Source organism: Massilia sp. Root133 (assembly GCF_001426525.1).
GTDB classification, from domain to species: domain Bacteria; phylum Pseudomonadota; class Gammaproteobacteria; order Burkholderiales; family Burkholderiaceae_D; genus Telluria; species Telluria orientalis.
Genome location: NZ_LMEW01000013.1, coordinates 69,433 through 89,647, shown reverse-complemented (window position 1 = coordinate 89,647; position 20,215 = coordinate 69,433). Strand labels below are relative to the sequence as shown.

Genomic DNA, 20,215 nt, shown 5'->3' with positions numbered 1-20,215 from the left:
TCACTCCTTCATGCGGGGTCAGAATTCGTCGGGCGCGAGGTCGGCATCGAGGACGAGCGTGCGTTGGCGCTCGATGTCCAGGACGGCCTGGTAGGCGCTCTCGGCGGCGTTTTCGCCCAGCGCCCTCAGCGCCGTGCGCGCGGGCGGCAGCTGCACCTGGAGTACCCGGCGCGGACCGTACTCGACCCAGACCAGCGTGCCCCAGCGCGCCGACGGGCGCTCGCGGATGGCGATCGTGTAGCGGTCGCTGCCGGGCTTGTCGAGCCAGGCCGTGATGAAGGAACGGCAGAACTCATGACCCGCCACCGTGATGGGCTGGCTTGTCACGATGCCCCAGCCGTCCGGGGCGGGGTCGCGCGCGGGCTGTGCGACGGCAGTACCGGCGGCCAGGGCCAAGCACATGAAGTGGCGGGCAATGCTGATCATCTGCAACCTTCATTGCTTAAAAGTTATAAAATAAGCAAGAAATCTCAGTGCAGTGTATCGAGCGGACGAGCCCGGCCCATGAGCATTGTCAGAGATGCGCTATTCCGATTTTGCCGATGTGGGCGCCGCTTGCCAGCATTTCGTAAGCGCCGGCCACCTCGTCGATGCCGATGGTCCGCTCAACCACCGGCACGATGCGGTTGGCCTCGACGGCCCGCACCGCTTCCGCCAGGTCCGCCACCGATCCCGTGCTGTTGCCCACCACGCGCAAGGCCTTGCCGATGATGGAGAACAGGTTGACCGACGTCGTCGCGCCCGACAGGAAGCCGACCGTGAACACGGTGCCGCCCATCGCGGCCGCGTTCAGCGAGCGCTCGAACGTCGCGTCGCCGACCGTCTCGACGACGAGGTCGGCACCGCGGCCGTTCGTCGTTTCGAGCACGACCCGGTCCCAGGCTGGCGTCGCGCGATAGTTCACGAGGTGATCGGCGCCGAGCGCGCGGCCGCGCTCCAGCTTGGCATCGGAGGACGACACGAGGATGACGGTCGCCCCGCTCGCCTTGGCAAACTGCAGCGCGAACAGGCTCACGCCGCCCGTGCCCAGGATGACGACCGTGGAACCGGGCCGCACGGACGCCGAGCGCACCGCATTCCACGCCGTCGTCGCCGCGATCGGCAAGGCCGCACCCTGGACGAAGTCGAGATGATCCGGCAGGCGCACGACGCTGCGGGCCGGCACCGCCACGTATTCCGACAGCGACCCGGGCAGCGTGATGCCGCGCATGGCCGCGATCCGTTCCGGGCGCATCGGGCCGTCGAGCCAGTCCGGCATGAAGTGGGGAATGACCCGGTCGCCGAGCGCGACATTCGTCACGCCCGCGCCCAGCGCGACGATGTCCCCGGCGCCATCGGCCACGGGCACTATCGGCAGCGTTGCGCCGGGGAAGTCCCCCGTTGCGACGGCGACGTCGATGTAGTTCAGCGCCGCCGCGCGCAGGCGGATGACGACGTCGCCGGCAGCCGGCTGCGGATCGGGCAGCGACGTGCGGCGGAACGCGGTCAACGAGGGTTCGACAAGCTGGATGGCATACATGGGTTGGCTCCTATGAAATGAGACGCCCAGTGTGATTGCCAACGGAAAGACGATAAACTCGGCTTTTCTTGCAACATTTCCAACCAGGACTTGCGAATGGATCTGCTGGACAGCATGAAGGTCTACGTGCTCACCGTCGAGAAGGGCAGCCTCAGCGCGGCCGCGGACGCGTGCGGCATGTCGGCGACCATGGCCGGCAACCATGTCCGCGCGCTCGAGCAGCGGCTCGGCATGCAGCTGATGCACCGCACGACGCGGCGCCAGCACGTGACGGCGTTCGGCGAGGAGTATTACGCGCGCTGCAAGGAGATCCTGCGGCTCGTGGCCGAGACGGACGCCCAGGCGCACACGATGCGGCTCGCGCCCGCGGGCACGTTGCGCGTCAGCGCGCCCGTCACGTTCGGCACGGAGGCGCTGGCGCCGGTGCTGTCCGATTACCTGGCGCGCTATCCGCAAGTGGATGTCGAACTGGATATTTCCGATCGCTTCGTGGACCTGATGGCAGACGGTTACGAGGCCATCATCCGTGTCGGCCAGTTGCCGCCGGATGCGAACGTCGTCGCCCGGCCGCTGGCGCCGTACCGGCTGATGCTGTGCGCGTCGCCCGACTATCTCGCGCGGCGCGGCGTCCCCGCGACCCCGGCCGACCTGGCCAGTCACGACTGCCTCGCGTTCGGCGCGGCCAGCATCAACCAGTGGCGCTTCCAGCACGACCACGACGTCTGCCAGGTGCCCGTCACCGGCCGCGTAAAAATCAACAACGGGCAGGCCTTGCGCACCGCGGCGCTGCACGGGCTCGGGATCGTGCTGCAGCCAACAATCCTGCTCGAGCCCGACGTGCGGGCAGGGCGGCTCGTCCAGCTGTTTCCCGAGTACGGATTGCCGGAGCGGCCGATGCACATCGTCTACCTGCCGGACCGGTATCGCTCGCCCAAGCTGCGCAGTTTTATTGATTTCGTCATCGAACGTTTTGGAGAGCCGACCTCATGATTGCCCTGCTCATCATCGACATGCAAAAAGGCATGCAGAGCCCGACCCTGCCGCCCCGGAACAACCCGCAGGCGGAAGCCAACATCGCCCGCCTGCTGGCCGCGTGGCGGGAGCGCGAGGAGCCCGTCGTCCTCGTCCGCCACATCAGCCGCTCGCCGACGTCGGTGTTCGCGCCCGGCCAGAGCGGCGCCGAGTTCCAGGAAGCGTTCGCTCCGCTGGCGCACGAGCACGTCGTCGAAAAGAACGTGCCGGATGCCTTCGTCAACACGGGGCTCGAACGGTGGCTGCATGCGCGCGGCATCCGCGACGTCGTCATCGCCGGCGTGAGCACGAACAATTCGGTCGAGGCGACGGCGCGCACGGCCGGCAATCTCGGTTTCTCGACAGTCGTCGTGGCGGATGCCTGTTTTACCTTCGACAAGACGGATTTCGGCGGGACCTTGCGCAGCGCCGAGGAGGTTCATCTGATGGCGCTGGCGAACCTGCATGGCGAGTATGCTGACGTGAGGTCGACTGCCGACGTCCTGGGCTCAGTGACTTAGAACTTTGCGACGAATTCGCTATTGGTCGGGAGCAGGTCTTGATCGACCAGTCGGGTCTCGATCGCGTTCGCCTTTTTGATGTGCTCGGGATTTTGCACGTCGAAGGTTTCCGCTACCGTCACGATGAGGCTGCCCCGCTGGGTTTTACCTTTGTCATCCATGATTTTGATAACGTCAGCCGCTTCCGGAATTTGTTGAGCATTGATGGCGAATGGCAGATAGAGCATCCAGCCTGCGCCTGGTCTGTCAGGGAAAACGCTTTTTTCCAGATATCCGCCTGGAGCTACCTGGACAACCATGGGTTTCCACATATTGATAACGGCCAAGACCAATTTGATGACATTGGACCGATCGCGAAGTACTACAGCATCTTTGCTGCTGAAATTCAAAGTTGATGGAAAGGGGCCAATGTTATATGTGGCTGTGTAGGCGATAGCGCCTTCTTCTTCTGAACCGTTCCACACGCCCAAGGTCCTCAGGTCGGTGGCAAGGTTGTCGCTGTCAGCTTTGGCCATCGCAAGTGCCGCTGCGCTCGGCCCCACTTCAGTGAATGCCTTATTCAGCAATGAATTGGCTTCAGTATCTGCGGGAGGAAACCATTGGTCGAGAGGATGCCCTAGCGTTTCCAGAGCCTTGGCTATTTTCCATATATCGATATAATGCTCGTCTATCGATGGGAGTTGAGCACCAGTGCGAAAATTAGCGTCTATTTCAAGAATTTGGCTCATTGGGTCAAAAAGGTAGTAATGATCAAGGACCGCTTGCGAAATTGAGCGGTAAAGTAGGCGTGACTTAGCGGCTGCATAAAATGCCAGTGTAATCGTGATGGCGGTGATTTCAGGGTAACCATGCTCTGGCGTATCCCCTGAGCAATTATCTTCGGCAGTCCTGTAATCTTGAAGAAGAATTTTGGCTCGGTTGACGACTCGAAGAACTGGTCGTAGGTTGCTTTCGCTTCGAGCAGTAAGCATTCCTTCGATTTAAAACCATCGAAGTCGTTCTCCTGAAATCTCCACTCTGTATAAGGAATAAAGCCCGTAATCCGAGCCTGGTAGCTTCGCGATACCTCAGACATATTCCAGTTACGCTCAACAAGCATCCCGCCGTCCGGCGGACATTTGTCACAAGTGTCTTTTGTCTTGGTCTGCGTACCGGCCTCCGCAATCGGCGCAGATTTAGCCTTGTCCGCAGATTCGACCTTGTTCCTGGTCGCTTCGTTGACAGCCACCGCGCCGGCACCGGCAACAGCGGCAACACCGAGCGCCCGCAACAGGGCGCCGCCGGCGGCTTCGAGGATGGGAACTGCGAGCGCTGCCATTAATTCTCCCTCAGTCTGGACTTCACCCACGCGATCATGTCGGCGAATCGTTGTTCGACCGGCTGGCCCGGTTTCCTGAGCCAGGCATCGATGGCCGGTTCACGATAAAAATTCGGGGCAAAGGCTTCGTAATAAAGAAACTGGGTATTGGCGCCGCCATCCGTGAAACCCAGCGCGACGGCGTGCGCATACGCGCGTTCGAGGCGGTCCGGCAAACCCCTGTCGCTTGCGAGTTCGGGATGTTCCCTGACGATGTTCTTGCTGACTTGCTTGATGTATTGCCGCTTCTCCAGCAGGTCCAGATGCGAGAGCTGTTCTTCGCTCAGTTCAAGCACGAGGCCCTCCCATGCATACTCTGCGGCCATCGTGGATGAAGTGCCATTCGTCGATGAGGTGGACGAACTCGGCGCGCTGCGCGTTGTTCATCGTCTGCATCAGGTTGCCCAGGACGCGCGGATCGTAGAACCGCAGCAGTACCTTGCGGCCATCCGGCAGTTGCGCGTCGAGTTTGAGTTGCAGCAGTTGGCTCAGGCCTTCCAGATCGATCGCCGAGATCAGCCACGACACCGATGGCAGCGCTTGCTCAAGGTCGTGCAGCGACTGCAACTGGTCAGGCGCCCTGACGACGTCGATGAGCCACGGGCCGGCGTGAGCGAGAGGCTCATCTTCCGTACCGAGAAAAATAGGGCGATTGATGCCGCGCTGATAAACCAGACGCTGACCGGTATGCTGTTCATACTGGAAGCCGTCAACCAACGCATAGAGCCATAAGGCAGTGTCAGCCTGTTGAAGGGCCCGGAAGTGCTCGACGATAACCTCACTAGCCTCTCACTACCATGGCCAATCCTGCGGCAGCGGCTTTGGCGAGGCACTCCAGGCAGATGGTTGGCGCCTCCTGTGCAACCAGATTACTGGACATGTCGGTGTTTGCGCTGGCAGCGGAAGCTGCGCCGTCAGGGCTGGAATGGTTGTCCCACCAGGCAGACGACTGACCGGCGATCAGCGTCGCACCGCAGGCAGTCTTGTCGCCATGTCGCGCAACGGCTTGGCCGAACCCGGTCAGGTCGTCGGCGCCAGTGGTGATCGCAAATACACCTTTGCATTTCGGGCAGACCGTCAGGTCGCCAACGCGCGCCACGGCTTTGCCATAGACCTCCCGCGTCATGTCGCCGCTGATGACGGTACCGCCGTGACTGGTGCGGTCGCCCATGCGAATCAAGGGTTTGCTCATCGATTTCCGTCCGGCTCAAATGTGAAATAGTCTAGCGGCAGAGTAACAAAAGCCAACCTGTTTTGTTGTCTGGCCATCACTCCCGCCTGAACCCGGACTTCACCCGCACGAGCACATCCGCGAACCGCTGCTCGACCGGCTGGCCGGGCCGCCGCAGCCAGGCGTCGATCGCGGGTTGGCGATAAAAATTCGGGGCCGTCGCTTCGTAGCGGAGGAAGCGGGCGATGACGTCGGCATCCGTGAATCCCAGGACCACCGCATGCGCATGGGCGCGCTCGAGGCGGTCCGGCAGGCTGGCATCGTGGGCCAGTTCCGGGTGGATGTCGATGATGGTCTGGCGGATTTCTGAGAGCAGGTTATCGGACATGACGGCTCCTCGGTCGACTCGCCATTGTTCCTGCCGCGCTCACGGTATCCGTTGCGTCAACTCAGCTGGTTATCGAATACACTATTCCCGCGACACATTCCCAACCTGAAAGGAGACGGTATGACCATCAAATCGCTCATCGCGCTCGCATGCGCACTGTCCGCAGCCGCCGGCGCCCACGCCGCCGACCAGCTGCAAGCGTCGATGACGCTCGTGGGCCCGGACGGCACCGGCAAACCGATCGGCGCCGTGACGATCACCGAATCGAAGAGCGGTCTCGTGTTCACGCCGAACCTGACCAATCTGCCGCCGGGATCCCACGGCTACCACGTGCATGAGATGGCCAGCTGCGGCACGACCGAAAAGGATGGCAAGAAGGTGCCGGCCGGCGCGGCCGGCGGTCACTTCGATCCGACCGGCGCCAAGCACCATGCCGGCCCGTCCGGCGACGGCCACCTGGGCGACCTGCCGCCACTCGTCGTCGGGAACAATGGCGGGGCCAGCACGGCCGTGACGGCGCCGCGCCTGACCAAGCTGTCCGAAGTGAAGGGCAAGGCGCTGATGATCCACGCCGGCGGCGACAATTTCTCGGACCAGCCGAAGCCGCTGGGCGGCGGGGGCGACCGCATCGCCTGCGGCGTCATCCAGTAAGACTTACAGCCCCAGCTCAGACAAGCCGGGGTGATCATCCGGCCGCCGACCCAGCGGCCAGTGAAACTTGCGCTCGGACGCCTGGATCGGCATGTCGTTCAGGCAGGCATAGCGCCGCTGCATGAGGCCGTTCTCGTCGAATTCCCAGTTCTCGTTGCCGAACGTGCGGAACCAGTTGCCGGAATCGTCGTGCCATTCGTAGGCGTAGCGCACGGCGATGCGGTTCCCTTCGAAGGCCCACAATTCCTTGATCAGGCGATAGTCCAGTTCCTTCTTCCATTTGCGGTCCAGGAACGGGACGATCTGCTCGCGGCCGGTGACGAATTCCGCGCGGTTGCGCCAATAGCTGTCTGGCGTGTAGGCCAGTGCGATTTTTTCCGGGTTGCGGCTGTTCCAACCGTCTTCCGCCAGGCGGACTTTCTCGATGGCGGTTTCACGCGTGAACGGTGGGAGTGGTGGACGGGGTTCGATCGTGGACATGCAGGCTCCTTGTAGTGGTGAGGTAGACAGGTCTGTATCGTAAGCGAAACGCGCCCGAAGCGGCCCATCCATCCAGCTAGTTGATGTAGACAGGTCTGTATCATATAATGGAGTCCCGCACTCCGACCCGACCTGACGACCATGGCCCAGCCTTCCGCCCGCGACCGCATCCTCGATACGGCAAAACGCCTGTTCTACCGCGACGGTTTCCGCGCCACCGGCATCGACCGGATCGTCGCGGAATCCGGCGTGGCGAAGATGTCGCTGTACCGCCATTTCCCGTCGAAAGACGATTTGATCGCCGCGTTCCTCGACTGGCGCCACGAGCACTGGACGTCGTGGTTCACGGCCGCCGTCGACGCCAGGCTCGCGCGCGGGGAAGGGCTGGCTGCCGTGGCCGACGCGCTGGGCGAGTGGTTCGCGCAGGGCGACTTCCGCGGCTGCGCCTTCATCAATGCCGTCGCGGAGACGGGCGCGACGGACGATCCCCGCCACCGCGGGCAGGCCGTGCGCCACAAACGCGAACTGGAGCGCTATCTCGGCGGCGTGGCTGCACGGCTGGGACTGGCGGCGCCGGACCAGGTGGCGGAAGAGGCGCTGCTGTGCGTGGAAGGCATGATCGTGCGGGCGCAGATGGATCCAGGCCCCGGGATCGTCGACGCGGGCCGGCGCCTGCTCGCACGGATCGAACGGGGCGCGTAACATTTTCCCATCTTTTTGTTACAACATTTCAATATATGCACACGTCGGGCTCACGCCGCCTGCTATGATGGCTAGCTGAGCCGCTCCGGCTTGCCTCTGACTATCCACGATATGCCCTGGCCGTTCGATCCTGCATCCCTGGATGACACATCCGCCCGCAAGCCGGGCGACATGGAATTGCAGATGCGGCGCCACGCGTGGGAGACGACGCCCGTCGGTCCCGTCGCGCACTGGCCCTTCAGCCTGAAACTCGCCGTCCGCACGCTGCTCGATTGCCAGCTGCCGATGTACCTCGCCTGGGGCGACGCGTACACGCAATTCTTCAACGATGCCTACGTGCCGATCCTCGGCGCCAAGAAGGACGGGGCGCTGGGCGGCGACGTCCGTGCGACGTGGCCGGAGATCTGGCCGGTCATCGGCCCGATGTGGGCGGGCGTGCTGCAGGGCGAGCCGGTCGGTTCGAGCGACCTTGCCCTGACGATCAACCGCTACGGCTATTTCGAGACCTGCCACTTCGCCTATTCGTACAGCCCCGTCTGCGGCGACGACGGGGGCCCCAAGGGCGTGCTGGTGACCTTCGTCGAGACGACGGAGACGGTGCTGGCCGAACGCCGCCGCGCCTTCCAGCTCGAGTTGGCCGACATCCTGCGCCGCGAGACGTCGTCCGGTCCGCTGCTGCGGGCCGCGCTGCGCCAGGTCGGCGCGTACGTCGACGATGCCACCGTGACCTACGCGGAGACCAGGCCGGGTGCGGATGCGGCCGTGATCCTGGAACAGTGGGACGGCGGTACGCGCACGCCGCAGTCCGGCCGCACCGTGGCGCTGGAGGCGCTGGCGCTTGGCGTGCCGGAACGCCTGTGCAAGGGCGAGACCGCGTGGTCGACGGCTGGCGCGGCCGGAGACAAGGCGGGCATCGCGGTGCCGCTGATGGACGGCGACCGCCTGGCGGCCGTGCTGGCGCTGCATGCGCCGCTCGACGCGGGCCGCATCGGGGACGAGGTCCGCCTGCTGGAAGACGCCGCGCGCCGCATGTGGGAAGCGCTGCGCCGCATCCGCGCCGAGGAGGCGCTGCGCGAAGAGACGCGCGTGCTGGAACTGATGAAGAGCGCCACCGAGACGCTGGCGTCGACCATCGCCCTCGAGCCGCTGATGCAGGCCATCACGGATGCCGCCACGCAGCTCGTCGGCGCGGAATTCGGCGCGTTCTTCTACAACGCGAGGGACGACAAGGGCGACGTCTATTCGCTGTACGCGCTGTCCGGCGCACCGCGCGTTGCGTTCGAACGCCTGGGCATGCCGCGCGCCACCGCCGTGTTCGGGCCGACGTTCCACGGCAGCGCGCCGATCCGCAGCGACGACATTCGCCAGGATCCGCGCTATGGCCAGTCGGCGCCGCACCACGGCATGCCGGCGGGGCACCTGCCTGTCGTGAGCTATCTCGCCGCGTCCGTCGTGTCGCGCTCGGGCGAGGTGATCGGCGGCCTGTTCTTCGGCCATTCGCAGCGCGCCATGTTCAGCGAACGCAGCGAAGAATTGATCGGCGCCTTCGCCGTGCAGGCCGCGATCGCGATCGACAACGCGCGCCTGTACGACATGGCCCAGCGCGCGGCCGAGGAGCGCGAGCAGCTGCTGTCCAGCGAACGCGCGGCGCGCGCCGAGGCCGAGCGCCACAACAAGATGAAGGACGAGTTCCTCGCCATGCTGGCGCACGAACTGCGCAATCCGCTGGCGCCGATCACGAGCGCGGCCCAGCTCCTGCGCCTGCCCGAAGTGAACGAAGGGCTGCGCCTGAAAGCCAGCAACATCATCTCGCGCCAGGTGCGGCACATGACGGAGCTCGTCGACGACCTGCTGGACGTCTCGCGCGTCACCCGCGGCCTGGTGAAACTGGAGAACGAGATCCTCGATCTGAACAAGGTCGCGATGGCGGCCGTGGAGCAGGCGCGCCCGCACATCGAGGAGCGCCAGCATGGCCTCACGGTGGAGCTGCCGGATGCGCCGGTACCGGTCGAAGGCGACCGCACGCGCCTGATCCAGGTGCTCGTCAACCTGCTCAACAACTCGGCCAAGTACACGCCGCCGGGCGGCCGCATCGCCCTCGTCGTGACTCTCGAAGACGGCGCGGCGCGGGCCGCGGTGCGCGACAACGGCACCGGCATCGACGCGCAGCTGCTGCCGCACGTGTTCGACCTGTTCACGCAGGCCGACCGCGCGCCGGACCGTTCGCAGGGCGGCCTCGGGATCGGCCTCGCGCTCGTGAAGAGCATCGTCCGCATGCACAACGGCCAGGTGGCCGCGCACAGCGCCGGGCTGCAGCAGGGCACGACCATGACCGTCACCCTGCCGCTCGCGCAGGCCGAGGTGGGGCAGGTCGTGCGGTCGGGCGAGGGCAGCGGGGAGGCGCGGCCGCTCACGGTGACCATCGTCGACGACAACGGCGACGCCGGCCAGTCGCTCGCGGTGCTGCTGCGCGCGCACGGCCACACGGTGCACGTGCACGAGGACGCGGCCGGCACGCTGGCGCATGCCGATTCCGCCACCGAAGTCTTCATCCTCGACATCGGCCTGCCCGACATGACGGGCTACGAACTGGCGCGCCGCCTGCGTCGCGACACGCGCCACGCGCACGCCGTCTACGTCGCGCTGACGGGATACGGCCAGCAGCGCGACCGCGAGCTGTCACGCCAGGCGGGCTTCGACCACCACCTCGTCAAGCCGGTCGAAATCGGCAAGCTGGCGCAGATCCTGGCCGCGGCAGCGGAGAGGAAGCCGGCCATGGAAGGTTGACATCCATTGTCATAACGATCAGTATTAGCCTCCCAACTTCAGCCAGCCGACCGTGTCCCGCAAAAAGAACAGCCGTCAATGGGCCCGCCTGCGCATCCTGTGCTACGCGGGACTGGACCTGATGACGATGGTCCAGGATGCCTTCACCCTGGTGCGCGAGCTCGTGCCGAATTCCTGCGCCGAGCTGGCGCTGCGCGTCGATCCGGCCGGGGCGTCGCCGCTGGCCGGGAACGACCCCGCGTACGTGTCGGTGCTGCCGCCGCCGAGCGGCTATGCGTACCGCGACCACGCCGGCTTCACGGCGAACGGCACGCCCGCATTGCACACGCTGCAGGTGCCCTTGATGAATGCCGGCCGCCGGCTGGGCGAGATCACCTTGTGGCGCCACGACGGCCCCGCGTTCGACCGCCACGACGAGGAAGACCTGCAGCGCGTGGCAACGTATTTCGAGCACGTGCTGCGCAACGCGCCCGAACTGGCGGCCGGCGGCGCCGGCGTCGTCGAGGACGAGGCCATGCTGCTGGCCACCGTCGACGGCCAGATCCTGTACCTGAGCGATTCGGCCGGCGCGCTGCTCGACCAGCTGGCGGCGCAGGAGCGCCAGGCCTTCAACCGCCGCACCTTGCCCCCTTTCTGCCTGCGCCTCGTGGAATCCGTCGCGCACGGCGACCGCTATCCGTGGCTGCTGCCGCTCGGGACGCTCGCCATGGCCGGCGGCGTGCTGGAGGCGCGCGCGCAGTGGATGAGCGCCGGCGGCGCGGCCGCGCTGCATGCCGAGGACCCGGCTTACATCCGCACGGTCGGCATCTTCATGAAATTCGTCGTGCCGCTGCCGCTGCGCATCTGGCGCGCCATCGGCTCCGTGGAGCTGTCGCCGCAACAGGCCGAGGTGGCGTTCTGGATGGGCGTCGGCGGCGGCCGCGAATCGGCGCGCGCCAACATGGAAGTCAGCGACGCCGTGCTGCGCGATTGCGTGAAGGCCGTCTACGAAAAATTCGGCTGCTCGTCCGAGGCCGGCCTGCTGGAACAGCTGCGTCCCACCGTCTCGCGGATGTGACCCCACGGGTGGGGCTGGGACGGCGCGGGCGATGTTCCTATCATGGCGTCAAGCTCGAAGCAGGGACCCGGCAAGCGCCGCGGTCCCTGCCCGCTAATTCAACGACCATTCACCGGGGAAGGGGAGACGGCGCGGTCCCTCAGTCCGACAATAACAGCGATACGCATGCCCCAAGGCGTGCGAGGGGAACCCTGCGCCAGCGGCCCGCCGTCTCCCTGACTTTCCCGAACTGGTCATCCTTCTCCCACGCAGGCATGGCCGGCGCATCGGCCAACCTGCGCCTGCTGCGCCATGCCCGCGGAGCCGCTGTCGGGATCCGCATCGTAGAGCAGGCACCCTTCAGGGGAACCGCAGCACGTCGGCCGCCACCGTGGTCCCCGACAGCGGCAGCAGCGGCGGCAGGCCGGGGGGGCGGGGCGGCAGGTCGCGCGCGGGCAGGCCGGGGATGCGTTCCTGGATGTACACGAGGAACGGCGGATCGCCCTGGAAGTCGAACGCGAAGCGCAGCGTCTCGTCTCCCATGCCGTGCAAGGCGAGACGCCAGCTGAAGCACGATTTCTCCGTCAGCACGCGGCCGTTGACGCTCGTGCGCCACGGGCACGCGCCCTGCACGCGCACGACGATGTCGGGCGCGCGGTTCTTCGAGCGCAGCGTGAATTCCACGTGGCGCCGCCGGGGGCTGCGCTCGTCCTTGTCGATGACGAGGCCGGGCCAGGCGATGCCGTCGTCCTTCTGCGCCGCCGCGTACCACACGGGATCCGCGTCGGGCCCGAACAGGTAGGGCAGCGGATACGGATGCAGTGTGTTGGGGAAGACCTGGCGCGTCCACGCATCGAGCGGCCCGGCCGGATGCAGCCAGAACGCCTGCCAGCTCGGGGTGTCCTTGTAGTACACGAGCCGGTTCGGCGCCGGCAGATCGGGTACCTGCGGCACGGCCGCATACGCCATGCCGAACGCGACGCCGGCGCCGGCCAGCAGCGGCCGCACGAGCCAGCGCCGCGCGAGCGCATCGAGGGCCATGCCGCACAGCCCCGCCAGCAGGCACACGAGGCTCGAGGGCAGCACGAGCCAGGCCGGCGTGAAGAACGCGAAGCTCGCGCACACCGCCGGCAGCAGCAGGACGAGGGCCGGCAGCGCGCCGGCGGCCGCGATGGCCGCGCGCCGGGCCGGCGTCCACGCGCGTGCGCCCATGAGTACGAGCCATGCGGCTTGCCCGGCCAGCAGCGGCCACGCCAGCACGTAGCTGGCGCCGGGTGCGCGTACGCAGGTCGCGACGAGTGCGACGTCGGCGGCGAGCAGTACGCCCAGCGCCGTCGCCGCGACGCCGAGCCGCTGCTGCAGGCGCCGCTGCAGCGCAATGAAGACGGCGGCCGGCACCAGCATGAAGGCCGCCAGCTGCCAGCGCACGCCGCTGTCGTCGGCGAGGACGGCGGCCGGATAGCGGGCCTGCAGCACCGGCAGCGCCTCGCGGCACAGGTACGCGGCGAATGTGGCGCAGATCGTGATGAACAGGACGCTGAACATGGCGTCGACGATGTCGGTGGCGGAGATGCGGTTGCGCAGGGCCGCGCGGCAGGCCCAGGCGCCCAGCGCGCAGCAGAGCAGCGCCAGCGGCCAGGTCAGGCGGGCATCGTAGTGGACCATGCCGGCGAGCGGCAGCGCGAAATACACCTGGCCGTGCGGGGGAGAGACCAGCGCCAGGTTGGCGTTGCCGAGGCGGCGCAGCAGCGCGAGCATCGTCTCGCCCTCGTGCTGCAGGCTCGCGCTGGACAGGCGCTGCGGCACGTCGTGCATGCCTTCCCGGCCCAGCGGTCCCTGCGTCGTGGCGAAGTGCAGCACGGGAAAGGCGCCCGTCGCCAGCGGCGCGGCGCCCGCGCTTTGCGGCAGGCGGTCGTACAACTCGGCCATGAAGGACGAGCCTTGCGGTTGCGGCGCCGCGCGCGCCCAGGCGTCCAGCGCAAAGCCGTCCGCGTGCGCCGCGTCGATCAATTCGAGCGGGCCGCGGTTGCCGGCATTGTCGAAGCGCAGGGCGACGCGCACCTGCTTCGCCCACGGGTGCGATTGCATGAAGGCGCGCGCACCCATCGCCTGTACCGTGTCGGCGTCCGTGAAGACGAACAGCAGGTCGTTGTCGAGCGGCGGCCCGGCCTGGAGGACGCGCATGGTTTCCAGCAGCGCGGCGGCGGACGCGCCGCCGTCGGCCGCGCCGGGCGTCGGCGCGGCGGAATCGTAGTGGGCCATGGCCAGCACGGCGCCATGGCGCGCACCGCCCCGCTTGCGCACGACGATGTTGCGCGCGGTCGCCATCGTGCTCTGCCCATGCGACATCCAGTCCCACGATGTCGCGGACACGGTGTCGACCTGGACCTCGGGTTCGAGGCCGAGCGCGCGGATGCGCGCCAGCAGGTACGCGCGCGCGCGGGCGTTCGTGACGCTGCCGGCCGGACGCGGCGCCTGCGCGAGCACTTGCACGTGCGCCTGTGCACGCGCCGCGCTGAATCCGGGGACGAACGGGCCGGTCGGCACCGGCGCCGCGCGCGGCTGCAGCATGAGCCAGGCGAGGAGGAAGGCCAGGCCGCAGGCCGCCCACACGGCCGGTCGAGGTACGTGACGCATCGTGCGTTTCCCTTTGTTCGCCAGCAACTAGTCGAGCTTCCAGACGAAGGCCAGCTTCGCCCAGCCGGCTTCCGCGACGCCGTTGTTCGTGGCGGGCTTGAATGTGCACTGCGTCAGGGCATTGATGGCGGCGCGATCGAGGTCGCGCGACCCGCTCGACTGTTCGATGCGCGAGGAGCTCACGCGGCCGTCGGCGCCCACGAGCAGCGCCAGGGTCGTGGTCCCGGTGTCGCCCCGGCGCGCGGCCGCGGCCGGATAGTCGGGCAGGGCGCAGCCATTGGCGTCCGCGAACACCGCCGTGCGCAGCTGGCCCGGGTTGGCGCTGGGCGTGGCCGGCGCGTCCGGCACGGGGTCGGACGGCATGGCAGGGAACGGCGACGGCTCGGCTACCGTGGTCGCCTGGATGGAGTTCGGCACCGGCGGCGGAGCGACGTCCACCTCGACCTTCGGCACCACGACGTCCGGCGGCGCCAGTTGCTGCGTGGGCTTCGGCGGCTCGGGCGGCGGCGGCGTCGGGCGTTCGGGCTCGATCATGACGAGCACCTGCTCCGGCAGGCTGGACAGGGAAATCTTCTTCGTGTTGATGCTGTGGATGAACACGGCGCCGAGTGCCACGTGCAGGGCGGCGACGAGGACGAATTTCGCGGCTTTCGCATCGGGGCGGTTGGCGCCCGGGAGACTCGTGAATTGCATGGCCATCCTCCTTGTTGTTGTACCGGCATTGCCGGAGGTAAAACGGAGTGAAGCGTAAAATCCATCGAACGGAATCAATATATGCTATCTCATAGCAATAGGTAAAGCGATTTAATGGCAATGTGGCCTTCCACTTTATTGCCGTGGCCGTCTTGACAAGTCGGAATATGGATGCATGCCGCCTCGCGCCCGGTGCTGTTGTGTGGAATAATCGTCTCTGTGCTTTCGCCTGAAAGCAGAAGTAGCCTGGAGAATCGAACGTGCAGAAAGAGCAAAAGCCGATCCGCGTGATGCTGGCGGACGACCACCCGATCGTGATGACCGGGTTCGCGATGTCGTTGTCGGCGCAGGGAATGGAAGTGGTGGGCCAGGCCAAGAGCCCGAGCGAGGCGGCCGCGATGTATGCGGAATTCAAGCCGGACGTGGCGGTGCTCGACATCCGCTTCGGTACCGAGCTGACGGGGATGGACGCGGCGCAGAACATCCTCCGGACCGACCCGAAGGCCAAGATCGTGTTCCTCAGCCAGTTCGACCAGGACAGCCTGATCAAGGAAACCTACCGCCTGGGCGCGCACGCCTTCGTGACCAAGGATTGCGACCCGGCCGACCTGGCCGACGCCGTACGCCACGCGCACGCGGGCAAGCTGTATTTCCTGCCGCAGATCGCGGAGCGCCTGGCCAGCCTGGCCGTGCGCGGCGACGTCTCGCCGCAGTCGCAGCTGGACGAGCGCAGCCTGGAGATCTTCAAATTGATGGCCGAGGGCCTGACCAATATGGAGATCGCCGAGCGCCTCAACCTGTCGACCAAGACCATCAGCAACATCAGCCAGTCCGTGAAGGAGAAGCTCGGCGTGCACCGGCAGGCGTACATCACCAAGCTCGCCGTCAAGCATGGCTTGATCGAGCCCTGACCCGTTTCGTTGCCGTGTTGTCGTCCGTGCTCCGGTTTGCAAACTTGGGTTCCCGCCTGCGCGGGAACGACGGTGCCTGCGTCGGCACGTCGTCCCCGCGCAGGCAGGGACCCAATGTGGCGCTGGCCGCCCTGATGTTGACGACGTCCGCGCACGCGTTCTCCACCCGCGACATCAAGCCGGAACCCGTGCAGGGCTACCGCTTCCAGGTCGTCACGACGGACGACAGCGCCATCACGCGCCGCATCGTGGACGACATCACGCGCCGGCTCGTGCCCGTGTTCGCCGTGTTCCGCACCGAACTGGCCCAGCACCGGCGCATGCTGTACGTGACCGTCGGTCCGGCCGCGCTGCGCGAGGTGGCGCAACGCCGCTGCGACTGCGTCGTCGTCTCCACGTTCACGTCGAGCCAGGTCGTGCGCTCCATCCTCGGCACGCTGCCGCCCGCGCGCGCAGCAACGTTCACGGCCGTGTACGCGGAACCGGCGCCGGTCGACCAGCTGCGCCTCGTGGCCCTGCTGTACCGGCGTCCCGTGCGCGTGGCCGCCATCCTCGGTCCGGACACCGCCTTCCTCAAGCCGCTGCTGGAGGGCGAACACGTGAACGTGCTGGAGGGCGATTCGGACGAGGGCATCAACCGCCTGCTGGGCCAGATCGCGCAGACCGACGTGCTGCTGGCGCTGCCCGACAGCGCCGTCTACAACACGGAAAACTTCCGCAACATCCTGCTCTCGGCCTACCGCAAGAAGCAGGGCGTGATCGGTTTTTCGGCCGACATGGTCAAGGCGGGCGCGCTGGCGACGACGTATTCCGAGGTCGAGGACATCAACGCCCAGGTGGCCGAGATCGTGGCCAGCTACGTGGCCGGCGGCGAACTGCCGCCCCCCCAGTTCCCGCGCTATTTCCACACCATCGTCAACGAGGGCGTCGCGCGCTCGCTCGACGTCGAGGTGCCCGACAACGTGCGCAACTTTGCCCGGCCCGCGCCGGCACGCCAGCCATGAAACGCCCCGCCGCCCTCCGTGACGCCTCGCTGCGCGCCGCCAAGCTGCGCTCCGCCACCTTGCGACCCGCGAAGCTGCGCCCCGGCGCGCTGCAGTTCTGGCGCGGCTGGAGCATCGGCCTGCGCATGGCCTTCATCACCATGCTGCCCGTGACCCTGCTGTTCACGTCCTTCGTCTGGTATTCGTGGTACGCGCACCGCGCCCAGGTCGACGAGGAACTGGCGGAACGCGGCCGCATCCTCGCGCGCGCGCTCGCGGAGACCAGCGAATACAACGTCATCTCGGGCAACCTGTCCGACCTGCGCCTGACGATCAACGGCCTCGTGCAGTCGGACAGCAGCGTGTACCGCATCGACGTCGTCGACATGAACGGCCAGAACACGGTGTTCGCCCTGTCCGAACACCCGATCGAGGCGGAGGGCCGCTCGTTCGAGGCGCCGATCCGCAAGCAGGTCGTCTGGATCAACCTGTTCTCGGACAACGGCACGCCGCACGTGTCGGCCTCCAGCGACACCCGCCCGCCGACTTTGACGACGGAAGTCGTGGGCCTCGTGCGCGTCACGATGTCGCCCACGAACATGCTGGCCAAGCAGCTGCACCGCTTCCGCGTCGAGCTGGCGATGGCCGCGCTGGCGCTGGCCGCGAGCGGCGCGCTCGCGTACATCCTCGCGCGCAGCCTCACGGTCCCGCTGCGCGAGGCGATCTCCGTGCTGCGGCGCATCCGCGGCGGCAACTACCGCGTGCAGCTGCCCGTCACGACGGGCGGCGAGGTGGGCGAACTGCAGGCGTCGATCGGCGAGATGTCGGTGGCGCTGGACCAGTCCAAGCAGGACCTGGAAAACAAGGTGGCCGAGCGCACGCGCGACCTGCTCGCGTCGCGCAACGAGGCGCTGCGCGCCGACGCCGACAAGCGCAAGCTGATCCAGAAGGTCAACAGCATCATCGAGGAAGAACGCAAGAGCATCGCCGTCGAGATCCACGACGAGTTGAACGCGTCCCTGATCGCCGTGCGCCTGGAATCGCAGACGATCCAGCAGCTCGCGGCCAAGGTCACGCCGGGCGACGAGATCGACCAGATCCGCGCCAAGGCGCAGGCCATCACCAAGCTGGCGCTGGACCTGTACGCGAACGGCCGCCGGCTCGTGCGCCGCCTGCGTCCGGAAGTGCTGGACATGCTGGGCCTGCACGGCGCCGTCGAGGAGATGGTCAGCCACTACCGCAGCAGCTCCGGCGTGCACTTCGAATTCGAATCCCAGGGCGATTTCTCGAAGATCGGCAACGAACTCGCCATCTCCGCCTACCGCATCGTGCAGGAAGCGCTGTCGAACATCATGAAGCACTCGCAGGCCGGCTTCGCGCGCGTGAGTCTCGCCCTGTCCGACGAGGACGGCGCGCTGCACATCGAAGTGCAGGACGACGGCGAAGGCTTCGATCCGGCCGTCGCGTCGGAAGGCATCGGCATCATCGGCATGCGCGAGCGCGTGTTCGCCCTCGGCGGCAGCATCCACGTGCAGTCGCGCCCAGGCGAGGGCACCCTCGTCGCCATCACCCTCCCGCTCAGCGACGTGGCGACTGCCTGAAAGCAGTCTTCTGGGGTAGAGTAGCGACCTCGATCTACCATTCGCTAGCAAACCACCACCATGCTCAACGCATTGCAGACGCCTTTCGAGAAGGGCAACCAGAATCAGACCACGACCTGGTCCGATTGCATCGCCTGGTACGACAACCTCGCGCACCAATACCCCCAGGTGCTGCGCTTTTCCGTGGTCGGGACCTCCGACGCGGGCGTACCGATCCACGCCGGCGTGATCTCGGCCGACGGCGTGTTCGACCGCGCGCAGATCAAGGCCGCGGGCCGCCCCGTCTTCTTCAACAACAACGGCATCCATCCGGGCGAACCGGAAGGCGTCGATGCGTGCATGGCGCTCGTGCGCGACCTGTGCCAGCAGCCGGACCGCCTCGCGGCGCTGGGCAGGACCGTGTTCCTGTTCGTCCCGCTGTACAACGTGGACGGCGCGTTCAATCGCGCCGATACGTCGCGCGTGAACCAGGACGGCCCGGAGTCGTTCGGCTTTCGCGGCAACAGCCGCCACCTCGACCTGAACCGCGACTTCGTCAAGTGCGACACCCTGACGGCACAGACGTTCAATAAACTGTTCACGGAATGGGATCCGGACGTGATGGTCGATACGCACACGTCCAACGGCGCCGACTACAGCTACACGATGACCTTGATCCCGACCCAGGCCGACAAGCTGGGCGGCGACCTCGGCGTCTTCCTGCGCGACGAGATGCTGCCCGCGCTGTACGCGGAGATGGACAGGCGCGGCTGGCCCACGTGCCCGTACGTGAACCCTCTCAAGGACAGCCCGGATGACGGGATCGCCGACTTCCTCGAGACGGCGCGCTTCTCGACGGGCTATGCGGCGCTGCACGACACGATCGGCTTCATGCCCGAGACGCACATGCTGAAACCGTTCGCCGACCGCTATCACTCGATGCGCGCGCTCGTCGAGACGGCGCTGGACTTCACCGTCGCCCACGGCGACAGGATCGTGCAGATGCGCCGCGCGGCCCGCGCGGCCGGCCGCACGCGCCGCGAATGGCCCGTGCACTGGGCGATGGACGAGGCGAATCCGTCCACGTTCCGCTTCAAGGGTTATGCGGCGAAGTACAAGGCCAGCGTGCTGGGCGACTACCAGCGCCTGTACTACGACCGCAACGAGCCGTTCGAGCGCGACATCGCGCACTACAACCGCTTCCCGGCCGACGTCGTCGTGCCGGCACCGACGGCGTACGTCGTGCCGCAACAATGGCGCGAAGCGATCGAGCGCCTGCGCTGGAACGGCGTCAGGCTGGAGCGCGTGGACGCCGAGCGCACGCAGGAAGTCTCCGTGTACCGCATCGCGGCCCTGACGACGCGGCCGCACGCGTACGAAGGCCATATGTTCCACGACGACGTGCAGCTGGAGCGCGTGCGCGAGACGGTCGTCATCCGCGCCGGCGACTACCTCGTCCCACTCGACCAGGACCAGGCCCGCTACGCCGTCGAGACGCTGGAGCCGCAGGCCCACGACAGCTTCTTCCGCTGGGGCTTCTTCAACAGCGTGCTGGAAAAGAAGGAAGCCTATTCGGACTACGTGTTCGAGGACGAGGCCGAGCGCCTGCTGGCGGCCGAGCCGGAACTGGCCGCGAAGTTCGGCGCGTGGAAGGCCGCCAATCCGGACCTGCTGAAGGACCAGGGCGCGGTGCTCGACTTCATCTTCGCCAACTGCGCGCGCTGGCGCGAGCCTGAGTGGCGCCGTTATCCGGTCTTCATGATCGACTGATTTACCTGGGGGAGAAAA

The 20,215-nt window shown here is 66.6% G+C and carries 21 protein-coding genes; 10 read left to right on the top strand and 11 right to left on the bottom strand.

Going from position 1 to position 20,215, the window contains the following annotated elements; translation table 11 throughout:
• Nucleotides 1-18: 18 nt before the first annotated feature.
• Both ASD28_RS13880 and ASD28_RS13875 read right to left on the bottom strand, forming a co-directional pair.
• Nucleotides 19-426 carry a CsgE family curli-type amyloid fiber assembly protein gene (locus tag ASD28_RS13880; RefSeq protein ID WP_056128687.1) on the bottom strand — a complete coding sequence of 136 codons (408 nt, stop codon included), beginning with the start codon at nucleotides 424-426 and terminating at the stop codon, nucleotides 19-21.
• An 88-nt stretch (nucleotides 427-514) separates the two neighbouring features.
• Nucleotides 515-1,519: an NAD(P)-dependent alcohol dehydrogenase gene (locus tag ASD28_RS13875; protein WP_056128684.1), complete on the bottom strand. Its 1,005-nt coding sequence runs from the start codon at nucleotides 1,517-1,519 to the stop codon at nucleotides 515-517.
• Between the two features lie 96 nt (nucleotides 1,520-1,615).
• On the opposite strand from ASD28_RS13875, the gene ASD28_RS13870 reads away from it, so the two are divergent.
• Both ASD28_RS13870 and ASD28_RS13865 read left to right on the top strand, forming a co-directional pair.
• A complete protein-coding gene (locus ASD28_RS13870; protein WP_056128681.1) occupies nucleotides 1,616-2,509 on the top strand; it encodes a LysR family transcriptional regulator in 894 nt (297 codons plus the stop codon).
• A complete protein-coding gene (locus ASD28_RS13865; RefSeq protein WP_056128678.1) occupies nucleotides 2,506-3,051 on the top strand; it encodes a cysteine hydrolase family protein in 546 nt (181 codons plus the stop codon). The genes ASD28_RS13870 and ASD28_RS13865 overlap by 4 nt, the downstream gene beginning before the upstream one ends.
• Here the strand turns inward: ASD28_RS13865 and ASD28_RS13860 are convergent.
• From ASD28_RS13860 to ASD28_RS13835, 6 genes are all read right to left on the bottom strand, one after another.
• Entirely contained in the window at nucleotides 3,048-3,779 is a 732-nt protein-coding gene (locus tag ASD28_RS13860) for an Imm52 family immunity protein (protein WP_082577327.1), read from the bottom strand. The two genes, ASD28_RS13865 and ASD28_RS13860, sit on opposite strands and share 4 nt — an antisense overlap.
• The gene (locus ASD28_RS13855; RefSeq protein ID WP_056128673.1) at nucleotides 3,776-4,369 is read right to left on the bottom strand and encodes a restriction endonuclease fold toxin 5 domain-containing protein; all 594 of its coding nucleotides are present in this window, start codon (nucleotides 4,367-4,369) and stop codon (nucleotides 3,776-3,778) included. The genes ASD28_RS13860 and ASD28_RS13855 overlap by 4 nt, the downstream gene beginning before the upstream one ends.
• Nucleotides 4,369-4,704, bottom strand: coding sequence for a hypothetical protein (locus ASD28_RS13850; protein ID WP_056128671.1), 336 nt, complete (start codon nucleotides 4,702-4,704; stop codon nucleotides 4,369-4,371). The genes ASD28_RS13855 and ASD28_RS13850 overlap by 1 nt, the downstream gene beginning before the upstream one ends.
• Nucleotides 4,697-5,125 (bottom strand): DUF4123 domain-containing protein, encoded by a 429-nt coding sequence (locus ASD28_RS13845; RefSeq protein WP_202114298.1) that lies wholly within the window; start codon nucleotides 5,123-5,125, stop codon nucleotides 4,697-4,699. Before ASD28_RS13845 ends, ASD28_RS13850 begins: the two co-directional genes overlap by 8 nt.
• Nucleotides 5,126-5,189: 64 nt before the next feature.
• Entirely contained in the window at nucleotides 5,190-5,600 is a 411-nt protein-coding gene (locus ASD28_RS13840) for a PAAR domain-containing protein (protein WP_056128667.1), read from the bottom strand.
• Between the two features lie 76 nt (nucleotides 5,601-5,676).
• A complete protein-coding gene (locus ASD28_RS13835) occupies nucleotides 5,677-5,967 on the bottom strand; it encodes a hypothetical protein (RefSeq protein WP_056128665.1) in 291 nt (96 codons plus the stop codon).
• Nucleotides 5,968-6,087: 120 nt separating this feature from the next.
• On the opposite strand from ASD28_RS13835, the gene sodC reads away from it, so the two are divergent.
• Nucleotides 6,088-6,618 (top strand): superoxide dismutase family protein, encoded by a 531-nt coding sequence (gene sodC, locus ASD28_RS13830; RefSeq protein WP_056128662.1) that lies wholly within the window; start codon nucleotides 6,088-6,090, stop codon nucleotides 6,616-6,618.
• A 3-nt stretch (nucleotides 6,619-6,621) separates the two neighbouring features.
• Here the strand turns inward: sodC and ASD28_RS13825 are convergent, their stop codons facing one another.
• Nucleotides 6,622-7,098, bottom strand: a complete 477-nt coding sequence (locus tag ASD28_RS13825) for a nuclear transport factor 2 family protein (protein WP_056128659.1) — start codon at nucleotides 7,096-7,098, stop codon at nucleotides 6,622-6,624.
• 141 nt (nucleotides 7,099-7,239) lie between these two features.
• Here ASD28_RS13825 and ASD28_RS13820 point away from each other — a divergent pair, with 141 nt between their 5' ends.
• The 3 genes from ASD28_RS13820 to ASD28_RS13810 all read left to right on the top strand — a co-directional run bounded on the left by ASD28_RS13820 (nucleotide 7,240) and on the right by ASD28_RS13810 (nucleotide 11,644).
• Nucleotides 7,240-7,800 (top strand): TetR/AcrR family transcriptional regulator, encoded by a 561-nt coding sequence (locus ASD28_RS13820; RefSeq protein ID WP_056128656.1) that lies wholly within the window; start codon nucleotides 7,240-7,242, stop codon nucleotides 7,798-7,800.
• A gap of 171 nt (nucleotides 7,801-7,971) precedes the next feature.
• A complete protein-coding gene (locus ASD28_RS13815) occupies nucleotides 7,972-10,587 on the top strand; it encodes an ATP-binding protein (RefSeq protein ID WP_162252936.1) in 2,616 nt (871 codons plus the stop codon).
• Between the two features lie 52 nt (nucleotides 10,588-10,639).
• Complete coding sequence (locus ASD28_RS13810) at nucleotides 10,640-11,644, top strand: hypothetical protein (protein ID WP_056128650.1); 1,005 nt, start codon at nucleotides 10,640-10,642, stop codon at nucleotides 11,642-11,644.
• A 339-nt stretch (nucleotides 11,645-11,983) separates the two neighbouring features.
• Here ASD28_RS13810 and ASD28_RS13805 read toward each other — a convergent pair whose 3' ends face one another.
• Nucleotides 11,984-14,260 carry a M28 family peptidase gene (locus ASD28_RS13805; RefSeq protein ID WP_156650898.1) on the bottom strand — a complete coding sequence of 759 codons (2,277 nt, stop codon included), beginning with the start codon at nucleotides 14,258-14,260 and terminating at the stop codon, nucleotides 11,984-11,986.
• A 27-nt stretch (nucleotides 14,261-14,287) separates the two neighbouring features.
• Nucleotides 14,288-14,953 (bottom strand): energy transducer TonB, encoded by a 666-nt coding sequence (locus tag ASD28_RS13800; RefSeq protein WP_056128644.1) that lies wholly within the window; start codon nucleotides 14,951-14,953, stop codon nucleotides 14,288-14,290.
• 260 nt (nucleotides 14,954-15,213) lie between these two features.
• Here ASD28_RS13800 and ASD28_RS13795 point away from each other — a divergent pair, with 260 nt between their 5' ends.
• Genes ASD28_RS13795 through ASD28_RS13780 form a run of 4 tightly spaced genes read left to right on the top strand, consistent with a single transcriptional unit; the run spans nucleotide 15,214 to nucleotide 20,197 of the window.
• A complete protein-coding gene (locus tag ASD28_RS13795; RefSeq protein ID WP_229412145.1) occupies nucleotides 15,214-15,864 on the top strand; it encodes a response regulator transcription factor in 651 nt (216 codons plus the stop codon).
• Between the two features lie 44 nt (nucleotides 15,865-15,908).
• On the top strand, nucleotides 15,909-16,868 hold the full coding sequence (locus ASD28_RS13790; protein WP_156650897.1) for a hypothetical protein: 960 nt from the start codon (nucleotides 15,909-15,911) through the stop codon (nucleotides 16,866-16,868).
• Nucleotides 16,865-18,448, top strand: a complete 1,584-nt coding sequence (locus ASD28_RS13785; protein ID WP_082577329.1) for an ATP-binding protein — start codon at nucleotides 16,865-16,867, stop codon at nucleotides 18,446-18,448. Before ASD28_RS13790 ends, ASD28_RS13785 begins: the two co-directional genes overlap by 4 nt.
• Nucleotides 18,449-18,508: 60 nt before the next feature.
• Complete coding sequence (locus ASD28_RS13780) at nucleotides 18,509-20,197, top strand: M14 family zinc carboxypeptidase (protein ID WP_056128641.1); 1,689 nt, start codon at nucleotides 18,509-18,511, stop codon at nucleotides 20,195-20,197.
• The last annotated feature ends 18 nt before the right edge of the window (nucleotides 20,198-20,215 follow it).

Coding starts and splice junctions, on each gene's coding strand:
- ASD28_RS13880 (WP_056128687.1), bottom strand. CDS start 426: ATGATCAGCATTGCCCGCCACTTCATGTGCTTGGCCCTGGCCGCCGGT.
- ASD28_RS13875 (WP_056128684.1), bottom strand. CDS start 1,519: ATGTATGCCATCCAGCTTGTCGAACCCTCGTTGACCGCGTTCCGCCGC.
- ASD28_RS13870 (WP_056128681.1), top strand. CDS start 1,616: ATGGATCTGCTGGACAGCATGAAGGTCTACGTGCTCACCGTCGAGAAG.
- ASD28_RS13865 (WP_056128678.1), top strand. CDS start 2,506: ATGATTGCCCTGCTCATCATCGACATGCAAAAAGGCATGCAGAGCCCG.
- ASD28_RS13860 (WP_082577327.1), bottom strand. CDS start 3,779: ATGAGCCAAATTCTTGAAATAGACGCTAATTTTCGCACTGGTGCTCAA.
- ASD28_RS13855 (WP_056128673.1), bottom strand. CDS start 4,369: ATGGCAGCGCTCGCAGTTCCCATCCTCGAAGCCGCCGGCGGCGCCCTG.
- ASD28_RS13840 (WP_056128667.1), bottom strand. CDS start 5,600: ATGAGCAAACCCTTGATTCGCATGGGCGACCGCACCAGTCACGGCGGT.
- ASD28_RS13835 (WP_056128665.1), bottom strand. CDS start 5,967: ATGTCCGATAACCTGCTCTCAGAAATCCGCCAGACCATCATCGACATC.
- sodC (WP_056128662.1), top strand. CDS start 6,088: ATGACCATCAAATCGCTCATCGCGCTCGCATGCGCACTGTCCGCAGCC.
- ASD28_RS13825 (WP_056128659.1), bottom strand. CDS start 7,098: ATGTCCACGATCGAACCCCGTCCACCACTCCCACCGTTCACGCGTGAA.
- ASD28_RS13820 (WP_056128656.1), top strand. CDS start 7,240: ATGGCCCAGCCTTCCGCCCGCGACCGCATCCTCGATACGGCAAAACGC.
- ASD28_RS13815 (WP_162252936.1), top strand. CDS start 7,972: ATGGAATTGCAGATGCGGCGCCACGCGTGGGAGACGACGCCCGTCGGT.
- ASD28_RS13805 (WP_156650898.1), bottom strand. CDS start 14,260: ATGCGTCACGTACCTCGACCGGCCGTGTGGGCGGCCTGCGGCCTGGCC.
- ASD28_RS13800 (WP_056128644.1), bottom strand. CDS start 14,953: ATGCAATTCACGAGTCTCCCGGGCGCCAACCGCCCCGATGCGAAAGCC.
- ASD28_RS13785 (WP_082577329.1), top strand. CDS start 16,865: ATGAAACGCCCCGCCGCCCTCCGTGACGCCTCGCTGCGCGCCGCCAAG.
- ASD28_RS13780 (WP_056128641.1), top strand. CDS start 18,509: ATGCTCAACGCATTGCAGACGCCTTTCGAGAAGGGCAACCAGAATCAG.